Origin of the sequence: Thalassotalea sp. PP2-459, from assembly GCF_001913705.1 — a bacterium.
GTDB lineage: Bacteria > Pseudomonadota > Gammaproteobacteria > Enterobacterales > Alteromonadaceae > Thalassotalea_C > Thalassotalea_C hakodatensis.
In genome coordinates, this window is sequence record NZ_MKQD01000011.1 from 20951 (window position 1) to 32024 (window position 11074).

Annotated in this window: 9 protein-coding genes; 4 read left to right on the forward strand and 5 right to left on the reverse strand. The window is 38.5% G+C overall.

Annotated elements, in window-relative coordinates; all coding sequences use genetic code 11:
* Position 1 precedes the first annotated feature (1 nt).
* Positions 2-1072, forward strand: coding sequence for a class II fructose-bisphosphate aldolase (gene fbaA / locus BI291_RS00705; RefSeq protein ID WP_074495436.1), 1071 nt, complete (start codon positions 2-4; stop codon positions 1070-1072).
* Positions 1073-1152: 80 nt separating this feature from the next.
* Complete coding sequence (locus BI291_RS00710; RefSeq protein ID WP_074495439.1) at positions 1153-1983, forward strand: hypothetical protein; 831 nt, start codon at positions 1153-1155, stop codon at positions 1981-1983.
* 43 nt (positions 1984-2026) lie between these two features.
* Here the strand turns inward: BI291_RS00710 and BI291_RS00715 are convergent, their stop codons facing one another.
* The 5 genes from BI291_RS00715 to BI291_RS00735 form a co-directional block, all read right to left on the reverse strand.
* A complete protein-coding gene (locus BI291_RS00715) occupies positions 2027-2773 on the reverse strand; it encodes an SDR family NAD(P)-dependent oxidoreductase (protein WP_074495442.1) in 747 nt (248 codons plus the stop codon).
* 369 nt (positions 2774-3142) lie between these two features.
* Positions 3143-6052, reverse strand: a complete 2910-nt coding sequence (locus BI291_RS00720; RefSeq protein WP_254849496.1) for a TonB-dependent receptor — start codon at positions 6050-6052, stop codon at positions 3143-3145.
* Between the two features lie 523 nt (positions 6053-6575).
* Positions 6576-6986 carry a phosphate ABC transporter substrate-binding protein gene (locus BI291_RS00725; RefSeq protein ID WP_074495447.1) on the reverse strand — a complete coding sequence of 137 codons (411 nt, stop codon included), beginning with the start codon at positions 6984-6986 and terminating at the stop codon, positions 6576-6578.
* Positions 6987-6996: 10 nt separating this feature from the next.
* Positions 6997-8136: a porin gene (locus BI291_RS00730; RefSeq protein WP_074495449.1), complete on the reverse strand. Its 1140-nt coding sequence runs from the start codon at positions 8134-8136 to the stop codon at positions 6997-6999.
* A gap of 24 nt (positions 8137-8160) precedes the next feature.
* Entirely contained in the window at positions 8161-9780 is a 1620-nt protein-coding gene (locus BI291_RS00735) for a methyl-accepting chemotaxis protein (RefSeq protein ID WP_074495451.1), read from the reverse strand.
* Positions 9781-9915: 135 nt separating this feature from the next.
* On the opposite strand from BI291_RS00735, the gene BI291_RS00740 reads away from it, so the two are divergent.
* Complete coding sequence (locus BI291_RS00740; RefSeq protein ID WP_074495453.1) at positions 9916-10167, forward strand: hypothetical protein; 252 nt, start codon at positions 9916-9918, stop codon at positions 10165-10167.
* 109 nt (positions 10168-10276) lie between these two features.
* Positions 10277-11023: a dienelactone hydrolase family protein gene (locus BI291_RS00745; protein ID WP_074495455.1), complete on the forward strand. Its 747-nt coding sequence runs from the start codon at positions 10277-10279 to the stop codon at positions 11021-11023.
* Positions 11024-11074: the final 51 nt, after the last annotated feature.

An 11074-nucleotide genomic window follows, 5' to 3' on the forward strand; every position in this document is an offset into this window, starting at 1 on the left:
CATGACAATGAAAATTGCTCCTGGCGTGATCACCGGATCGCAAGTTCAACAAGTATTTGCTCAGGCAAAAGCAGAACAATATGCTTTACCGGCAGTAAATGTAGTAAGTACATCATCTATCAATGCGTGCTTAGAAGCTGCTGCCAAAGCTCAGTCACCGATTATTATTCAATTATCTCATGGTGGTGCAGGCTTTTTTGTTGGTAAAGGTATCAAGTTAGAAGGGCACCAAGCAGCCATTCAAGGTGCGATAGCAGCAGCTAAATATGTTCATCAAATGGCCGAGTTCTATGGCGTAGCCGTCATGCTACATACTGATCATGCAGCGCGTAATTTATTACCTTGGATAGACGGGTTACTTGACGCCTCTGTGTCGTTTTATGCACAAACAGGAAAGCCGCTGTTTAGCTCACACATGATTGATTTATCTGCGGAACTTTTAGAAGATAATATTGCTGTGTGCGCCGAATATTTGGTTCGTATGAAAGCGTTAGAAATGACCTTAGAAATCGAGTTAGGCTGTACAGGTGGTGAAGAAGATGGCGTAGATAATAGCCACCTTGATAATTCTGCGCTTTACACCCAACCAGAAGATGTTGCTTATGCTTTTGATAAATTAAGCCAAGTCAGTGAGCAATTTACCATTGCAGCTTCATTTGGCAATGTGCATGGTGTGTACAAACCGGGTAACGTGCAATTAACGCCGGTTATTTTAAAAAATTCACAAGCATATGTGGCTGAAAAATTTAATTTATCTACTAAGCCGTTAGATTTTGTTTTTCATGGTGGCTCTGGTTCAGAGCTAAAAGATATTCGTGAATCAATAAGCTACGGTGTCGTGAAAATGAATATTGATACAGATACGCAATGGGCGACTTGGGCAGGGGTAAAAAATTACTATGCAACGCATCGTGATTACTTAACGTCTCAAATAGGGAACCCTGAAGGTCAAGACAAACCCAATAAAAAATATTATGACCCTCGTGTTTGGCTACGCCAAGCTGAATTAAGCATGGTAGATCGACTAGAGCAAACGTTTTCTGATCTTAATTGTATCAATAGAAATATTTAGCGTGTGATTTAAGGTCAATTATGAGTGCCTGTATATGACAATTAAATTGACGGGCGCTCAACATCGATTAAGGTTATCCAATGAGAAAGTCTGCAATTATCTGTTGTTTTAGTGCTTTAAGTGCCTGTGCAACGCCGCAGCATAGTAAGTGGCTGTTAGTTGATGATTTTGAACAAGGCCTCATTAATTGGCATAAAGTTGATACACAAAACAATACAAAGCCATTTATAGAAAAACCACAAGTCACAGAAATTCGACGTGAGAAAGATAATCATTACTTAATTAAAAAGCCAGCAATAGAGGGGGTTATTGGTAACCGAAAGGCGTTGACGTTTAAAGCGTTACCCGTGCCTGTAAATGTAGGCGAAACCTTCACGTTTTATACTCGCATACAGGTGGAAGCTTTTCCAAATAATCACGCTTTTGGGTTGAGTAACTTAACGTCAGAAGAAATTATAAAAGCCGGATATAATGCTTTTGAACCAACATTAAGAGTTACTGATAAAGCAGAATCGAATGGACATAAAAATACTGGCGCATTAATGGTTAAGATATCCAGTAATGATAAGTATCGTCAATATGATAATATTCAACATTACGCGCAAAAGCGTGATGCTAAGCCATTAGTGGCGAAGCAATGGTATCAAATTTGGTATGTAGTCAATAATGCGTTAAAAAGACACGGTGGACAAACATATCGTGTTTATGTGCAAGGTGGTGAGTTTGTCAAACAAACCTTGGTGTATGAAAAAGCTGACTTTCGTATGCAACGAGAGCAACCGTTAATTAGCTTTTTGGCTAATTGTAATACTGGCCCACTTGAACAACCTTATGGAAATGGTGGGCTGGCATTCGATGATATTTTTATGGTTAAAGGTGTTAATTTATCAAATCCAACCAACATGCGTTAATTTGATAAAAACACCAGCTTTTTTGCTACCATTCTAACAAATGCTATGAGAATAAAATTCCACCATTAATATCAACACAGTTTCCAGTCATGTAACTAGCGTTTTGGCTTGAAAGGAACGTTACCAATTTAGCCACTTCATCTGCCTGTCCTTCTCGTTTAATGGCGGTAGCGTTGGCGACATTTTCACGTACATCGTCTTTAGTAAACGTATCATGAAACCCAGTACTTATCATGCCTGGGCAGACACAATTAACTCTAATATCTGGCCCTAATTCTTTCGCTAAACCTCGGGTAAATGACATCACAGCACCTTTTGATGTTGCATAGGCTACAGCACCAGGTCCACCAGCGTCTCGGCCTGCTTGAGAGGCAAAGGTGATAATAGAGCTACCAGCAGGCATATGTGGGATACATGCTTTTGCCATCATAAATAATGAGGTCAAATTCACTGACATAACGTTATTCCAGTGTTCAAGGGACATTTCACTGAATTTTACGCGATCTATTAGTCCGCCTGATACGTGCACTAATGTATCAATACGACCATAAGTGTCAACAGCCTGCTGAACAACGAGGTTGACTGCCTCAGGTTGTGTTAAATCCGCTTTTATCGCGATGGCTTCACTACCGAGCTGTGTGATTTCATCAACAACTTGCATTGCACTGTCTTTACTTGAATGATAGGTAAATAGAATTTTTGTCCCTTGTTTGGCAAAATCAATTGCACAGGCTTTACCAATATCTCTACCGCCGCCAGTAATGACGACCACCTTGCGACCATCAGACATAAATATTTCCTTAATTAGAGCGTGTTGATCTTTCAAGTTTGTTTTTGCAGCAATTTGTTTGGTATTTATACAAGGAAGAGCTTGTGCCGTGTAGTTATTCTACTCAAATCAAGCGATAACATAGTAGAAATGCCAAATAGGTGCTGCCCGAAGGGGTCAACTAAACGCCTCCTGCTCTTTGTTACTTGAATTAACCATAGAATGACTATGCAAGAATCCAAGTGCCGCGATCAGAAGGCGTTTACCTTGAACAAAACTCAAACAACAAAGATCAACACGCTCTAGTGAAGTAAAAAATAAATGATGTTAATAATTTGAGCACTGCTATAAAAAAGGCCTTCTTGTTGAAGGCCTTTACATTCGTTTTATTTAGAATTTATAACTTGCACCGAAAGTAATACGGCGGTCTGTTAAACCTTGGTAGCATAATAGTGCGCCTTCACTGACACATGATTGCTTAATGTCAGATTTAGTAAGGTTTACAGCTTCAATGCCAATATTTAATTGCTCATTAACATTGTAGTTTATGCTTGCATTAAGTTGTCCTCTGTCTTCTTGTACTACAGGAAAACCCCATGGGAAGCTACTTGTACTACCGAAATCTGTAGAACGATATGCTTCACGCCATGTGTAACGCATTCTGGCAGAAAGGTCATATTTTTCGTAATACAAAGTGAAGTTGTATGCGTTTTCAGATAAATCGATTAGCGATTGTTTTGCTGACACCTCAATATCACTGATACCTGTCGTTGCTGCAAATACTGCATTTGCTCTACTTGTAGCGCTATCTACAGATTCACCACCAGAGAACTTTTGAATGGTATAGTTAGCAAGGAAGCCAAAACCAGATGCCCAACCAAGTTCTTCTTCAAAGCTTGAAAGGTCATATTGAATGGCCATTTCAATACCTTCTTGTGTTGTTTCAGCAGTATCATTAATGGTTGTTGACCAAGGTACACAAACACCTACACCACCACTAGGGCCAAATACATTAACGTCAGCAATTGGGTTCCAAGTACCGCCTTGTTCACAATCTGGACCTGTTGTGTCGCGATAGCCGGTATTTGGATCTTCAAAAGGATCTTCTTGTTGACCAACATGTAAGTCTTTACGGGTTTTATGGAAATAACCAATACTAATCACACTAGATTCAGCAAAATACCAATCTGCTGAGAGATCAAAAGAAGTGACTTCTTCTGGCTCTAACCCTGGATTACCGACCGAAACAGCTGGATTTGGACTAGTGCTATAGGTTACAGATGTTGATAGGTCATTAAAGTTAGGACGACGAATGTCTTTACCCCATGAGGCGCGCATCATAACATCTTCGGTGAGATCTGCTACTAAGTTTACCCGTGGTAGCAAGAAGTCATAGTTACCTTTCTTGGTTTCTTGCGTAACAACACTATTGCCATTTGCATCTTCAGTAATTGAATTACCTAAAGATTCTATATCGGTTTCAATATAACGAAGACCAAAGTTACCGCGAATGTAGTCAGTTTCAAAATTTAACTGAGCGTAAAGAGCACTAGTGGTTTCTTCAATATCAAAAAATGCACTAACACCTGAGGTTGGTTCGTTTAATGGATTTGAACCGCCATGTGCTTGAATAGCTGAAGCTAATGTTTCAAAGACATAATCAGGATCAGAGGCCACTAACTCAGGATCTACAATTAAATAGTCTTTAACAAATAAATCGCGACCATCAGCATCACCAAAGTTACTTGGTCCTGCTGTTAAAATGTCAGCAAATAGAGATCCTCTCGGGCTGTCATCCATTGAGCGCAGGCCAAGATTTGACCGAACTTGATCTGTCATACTGCTTGCTTTGCTGTAACGAATACCAAAATCTATCGATGAGATAGCGTTCCAATATAGGTCATAAGTAAAGTCAGCACGAAATGCATCTTCTGTATTTTCAGTTTGATCATTCGCAATTTGTACGTCACGAAGCACCACATTTTCTGGATTAAGCATATCAGCAACGGTTGGTGCATGATCAGCGCCGTAAGCAATGCCGAAAGCCAATGAACCACCCGTTAAATCATATGCAAAAGGAACGCTGTTATCATTTGAACCACCGGCATCTAATGGTGCATTTGGATTGATAAAGTTTAATGTAGTATTGATCCGTGGGTTGGTCGAATCTGAACGTGATGTTGAAAGCTCAACTTTCGCAAATAAGCTTTCACCTTGCCATTCGCCACCAATACTGAAGATTTCACTTTTGGTAACACGTGAATTCGTATCACCTGAAAAACGTAAATTCGGATCATCATCGTCATCTGCTAAGTCTACAGGTATGATGCCTTTTACTGCGGCTTGAATACTGCCTAAATCAACGCCATCAAGGGTACCAAAATTAACCATCTCAAAATCACTTGGTATTGAGATGTTATTTAGACTACTAACACCTGAAGCTTGTACTCTGGTACTTTCTTCTTTTCTGTCTTGATCGTTAATAACGGCATCAAACCAAAACCGAGTGTTTGCAGTTGGTGCCCATTCTAAGGTACCCACTAGGTTGAGTGTTTCATATTCATAATTGTCTTGATCTTGGTTTAAAAATTGAATAGGTAAGAAATCAAAATCTTGTGCACTTGCTGCTCCACTGTCCGCAGCGATAATATTGTCACGATCGGCACGAGGACGAAATGCTGATACATCTTGCTCTGCGTAACTTGCACTGATAACAATTCCTACTTTACCGTTGTCAGTATCCCAGTTGTCGCCAAAAGTGCCCGAAAGTCTTGGTTGGACTCCGTCAGTTGAAAGGCTGCTGTCTTCACCTTGAACTCTAAATGCCGCTAATGTTTCATCAAGTTGAAGTGGACGAATTGTTCTTAAGTTGATTGTTCCACCAACTGAACCTTCAACGGTTTTTGCTTCTGGCGCTTTAATAATCTCAACACCTGCAATAATTGAAGCAGAAACATCTTCAAAGTTAATACCGCTTCGACCTGCACCAGAACCAACGGTAGAAACGCCATTAATTTCCGTGCGGTTTGCATTAGTACCGCGTATCTGCACACCCGTACCAACACCAGCCGAACGTGTAATTTGAATACCGGTAACATTCTCAAGCACTTCAGCTAAGTTTTGATCAGGTAACTTACCAATATCTTCAGCTTCAATTATTTCGACTAAACTGTCTGCTGAACGTTTTTGTGCTAATGCACTCGCTAATGAACTTCTAATACCTGTTACTTCAATAACTTCGACTTGATCAGCTTTCGATTGCTGTTCACTTTCTTCTGCTTGAACTGGTACTGTTAGCATTGCAGCTAAAGCTGCACCATAAAGAGGTAAGTTGCGTTTCTGGCGTATTACCGCACTTATACCGTTAAGTTTCATCATTGTCTCCCACAAATTCTTTATATTTATAATTTTTTTGGTATTACCAAAGAGGTGTTTGTTTTTAAATCCTCTGGCTATATTTTATAGTTCAAATAGTAACCAATAACAAGGGGTATTTTTTAGTTGTTTTTGTTATTGGTATTACAATGTGGCTATACATTATGGGTGGTAAGTCTTAGCTTAAAATCATTTTTTTTATTTATATGTGTTATTAGGTTTTGATTATAGTTAGCGAGGAAAGAGGTGTTAACAAAAGTGAGAAGTTGCAGTTGGTCTATCAATTATAGTAAGAAGGATTAGAGACTATATTGTTTAATGATAAGTTTTGGCATTACCATTTAGTCGTTTTACTGTTAATTATACTGATAAAGTGAGAACTAAAATGCCGTTCACTAATGAGAACGGCATGATGTTTTATTTTGTTAAAATGTACGTGAAAGGCTATTTATTGTACAACTTTAACCGAGTCGTTTACTTTTTCACTTGAGATATAACCGATAGCATTAGGGTTTGCAGCTACAAATGCGATTATTTCATCATCTGATGATAACTCTTTAGGTGGTTTTCCTTTGCCTGTAAAGATGAGTTTCGACCAATAGGCCTTCATTTGCGATTTATTTTTACCAATAAGCTTATCTTCAAACTCTTTACGAACACCATTACCATATTTGGTGTTAACAGGCTCAACAGAATTACCATTGGCGTAGGATTTATTTTTCCCTAAAAATATTCGACTGATATCGTTCTCGCTGATCTCACTCGTGTTATTCGGATTTACAATGACAGCAACATCGCCCAAGGAGGAAAAACTTAAGATTGATAAATAAACAACTATACTTGTTTTTAATAATTTCATTGTTGTCTCCTTAAAAAACCGTTACTAATGCCATACGGAATAATCCTGCATCATAACTACTATCAGTTTCATTTTCAAAATCGGTATATTCAAATTTTACGGCGGCAGAATCATGGAAGTCATAACGTACGCCAAACGTTAAATAATTTTCTTTTGATATTTGATTGGTTATTATTTCTTCTGTAGTCCCTTTGAGAAAATCAAGCGTAGGGGCAATACCATAAGGTACACCTGAAGTGTAGTTGGGCATTGCGTTGTCATCTTTACCGTAGGTTAAGTGTAATAAAACACGATCAAACTGGTATCCCGTCATTACATAATATGACTCTTCTTCTACAAGCGGTGAGTTGTCAATGTCTAAGTTGGTATATTCGCCAACAATTTGAAGATTATCAAAATGCATTTGAAAGCCGAATTCCAGAAATGAAGCATCATCTTCCGCAATATTAGTTTGTTGAGCAATGTCATTAAACCCTGCTTGTTGCCACCCTGCTGATAAAGTTTGTAAGTCTGTTAAGGGTATAGACACGTCTGCAACAAAATAACTGGCTCTAAGGGTTAACCAATCGTATACGAAAGTAGATGACAGGCCTGTAAGGCCGGTAATATCTGGTTTAACCTGCTGACCAAATGCTTCAATGTCATCGGTATTTCTGCCATAGATGCCATGAAATGTAGCGTCTACGTTACCAAAAGATGTTGTGTAAATACCACCAAGCCCATCGAAAGTATCAAAAATTAAATCGTACACACCTTTCGGAGGAGAAATCCACGGGTAAGCATATGATACATCTAAATAATCAGAATACATGTAAAAGGGGGCGCGTTGTCTACCCGCAAGAATCCGAAACTCGTCTGAAGCATCATAACTCACATAAGCCCATTTAAATTCTGGATCCCAATCATCAGCGCCTTTTGCTGTTAATTGAAGTGTTACACCTAAGCCGTTGTCTAAATCACTTGATGCTTGTAAGGCAAATAATGAGCCTTGTTTAAAATCAAGGTTATCATCAAAGTTATAAAGTTGATCTTTACTCGATGTAGTCATGCCGCCTACAACAGAAGCAAATCCATTAAAGGTAATATCTGCATGTGCTGCTGACGAAGTTAAGGCACTTAACGTAGCCAAACATATGAATGTTTTTTTCATAATGATTTCCTATGGTATTGCGCACTACACTTTAAATTGTAGTGCTATTTCTTCAAGTTTTGACGCAAGGTTGGTTAACTCATCACTGACAGAGGCAATTTCAGTGGTTGCATTAGAGGCATCTTGTGCACATTGTTGAATATCATCAACGTGTTCAACCATTACGGTTGAAATGGAAGTTTGCTGTTGGGTTGAATTGGCAATTTGATCATTCATTTGCGAAATAATATTTATTGCTTCTGTTATTTCTAATAGACTATTTCCTGCTTGATTGGCACTGTTAACACTACTTTCCACACCGGTAATTGATGTTTCCATGGTATTCACCGCATTGCGTGCTGCGCTTTGTAGCTGCTCAATCATTTGGTTAATTTGTTCAGTCGATTCTTGCGTACGTGAAGCTAACCCTCTCACTTCGTCAGCAACTACAGCAAACCCTCGGCCTTGTTCACCAGCCCTTGCCGCTTCAATAGCGGCGTTTAGCGCTAAAAGATTCGTTTGTTCAGCAATGCCCTTAATTACATCAAGCACTACATTGACTTTATTGGTATCTTCATTGAGTTGATTAATAATTTCAGAAGATTCTTTTATCACGTCAGACAACTGCCTTATTTCTATCACTGTTTGATCGACAACATTTTTGCCGTTTTCTGCCTCCGAATTGGCATTTTGTGCAGATGTTACAGCATCAGCAGCATTTGATGTGATGGTATTAACACTATGACTCATTTCTTCTACGGATGATTTCGACGCAGAAATACTGTCGTTTTGTCGATTAAAAGAATTAATGGTTTCATTAGATAGTCGCTGAATATTATTGGCGGTATTTGCAAGAGGTACCGCAGTGTCTACTACGCGTTTTATTACTCCCTGTAATTTTTCAATAAAATTATTAAACCAAAAAACCAAGTCACCAATTTCATCTTGGCTGTTAGTTTTTAAGCGAACGGTTAAGTCACCGTTATCTTGAGCAATATTTTTTAGTGAGGCGATCACATTTTTCAAGCTGTTACTGATAGATGAAGTAATTGGAATTGCAACGCTAAATAATACAAGTATAGTGATTATTCCAATGGTAATCCCAATAGTGACAGTAGAAGAAACCTTGCTATTGACGGATTCGAAGGCCTCGTTAAATGCTTTATTTTTACTGCTTTTGAATGCTTGTAATTTAGTTTGTAAGGTATTTAATTTATCTGCCATTGCTGATGAGCGTGCGCCTAACGTTTCAAAGTCCATACTGCCATCAACCATTTCACTTGATAAGGTAAATGCCTGTTGGTAATAATCTTCGAAATCGCTAATCAGTTGCTTGATGGTTGATGAATGAGCTGGATCAAGGCTAGCTGTTTGTTTAACGTTTTGTCGAAAGTCATCAGCATAGCCGTTGGCGGTTTCCAGCATTTCTTGCTCACCCATAGTAACGGCATTGCCTAATGTTTCTTTTATTTTATCTAGGTGGTTTAAAGCATACTTAGAAGACTCTAAATATTTATATTCAATGGCATAAGCGCGTTCAAGTTGATTCACAATTTGCGACATCGCCGTCATACTGGTGATTAAATAAATTAAAAAACCTATCGTGCCTACAATTGGAATCGTGAGAATTTTGAATCGAATCGATAGTTTATTTAGTACAAACATTAAATTTATTTTCCATAGTTAATAGCGAATATATCGCCTTATATAGTTGATTGTAGTAGCCATTTTAAAAAATGCGAATGATGCGCACTTTTTTTAATACAATTATAATATCTTTTAAAAGAAGAGCTTCAATACATGGCAAAACCTAATACGAAAGGACCGAGCAGAACAGTTGATATTTCTTGTGCTGCTTGTCAGTGCAAATTATTTAAATACAGAAAAGGCGGAAAAGGAGCACTAATAAAGTGTTTTACGGAACGAATCGCTCAAGATCATACCGAAAAGTTAGGTGAATGCCCTCAATGCCATCAAACGTTTGCAAGAGAAGCGTTAATTCGAGGAGTACCCGCACTTAAAATGATTGGCAATAAGGTTCGTTTCAAATAGCGGTTGATATGTTTATTGAAATGGTTGATGAATTATTTAATGATTACCATCATGTGAGAATATCGCTACACTAACTTAATGAACATTAACCATTTAAAAGCGCAAACCGATGATCATTCAAAAAAATGTTATTGATATAAATACGGCTACAGGGCCTATGCGAACTTATATTTATCGCCCACAAGCTGGCGGCAAGTATCCTAGCATTATTTTTTATTCTGAAATTTTTCAACAAACAGCGCCGATTGCCAGAACGGCAGCGATTATGGCCGGTCATGGCTTTGTTGTTTTAGTACCGGAAGTCTTTCACGAATTAAACCCGCTAGGAACAGTGCTCGGTTATGACGATGAAGGCAAGGATAAGGGAAATAATGATAAATGGGCAAAGCCGTTAGAAAGCCATGACACAGATACCAAGGCGTTGGTGGAATTTATAAATCAGCAAACCTATTGTACCGGGGCTATAGGTACAATGGGCGTGTGTATTGGTGGTCATTTAGCTTACCGTGCGGCATTAAATAGTAAGGTATTCTCTGCGGTGTGTTTATATGCAACCGATATTCATTCAAATACGCTTCCTTGCGAAGAGCATAATGATTCATTAACGCGTACGCCTGATATAAAAGGTGAGTTAATGATGATTTGGGGTAAACAAGACCCACATGTACCTGACGAAGGTAGAATGAAGATACACAAAAAGTTACTTAATTCAGCCAATACGTTCACCTGGCATGAATTTAATGCACAACACGCGTTTATGCGTGATGAAGGCGACAGATACGATCCTGCGTTAGCATTACGTGTTAATGGAATGTCAGTAGAGTTTTTTAATCGAACACTAACAAAAACAGCATAATAGGCGTTATTAACTCAGCGTTTGTTATGTTATGCTTGGCTGATTCAAATA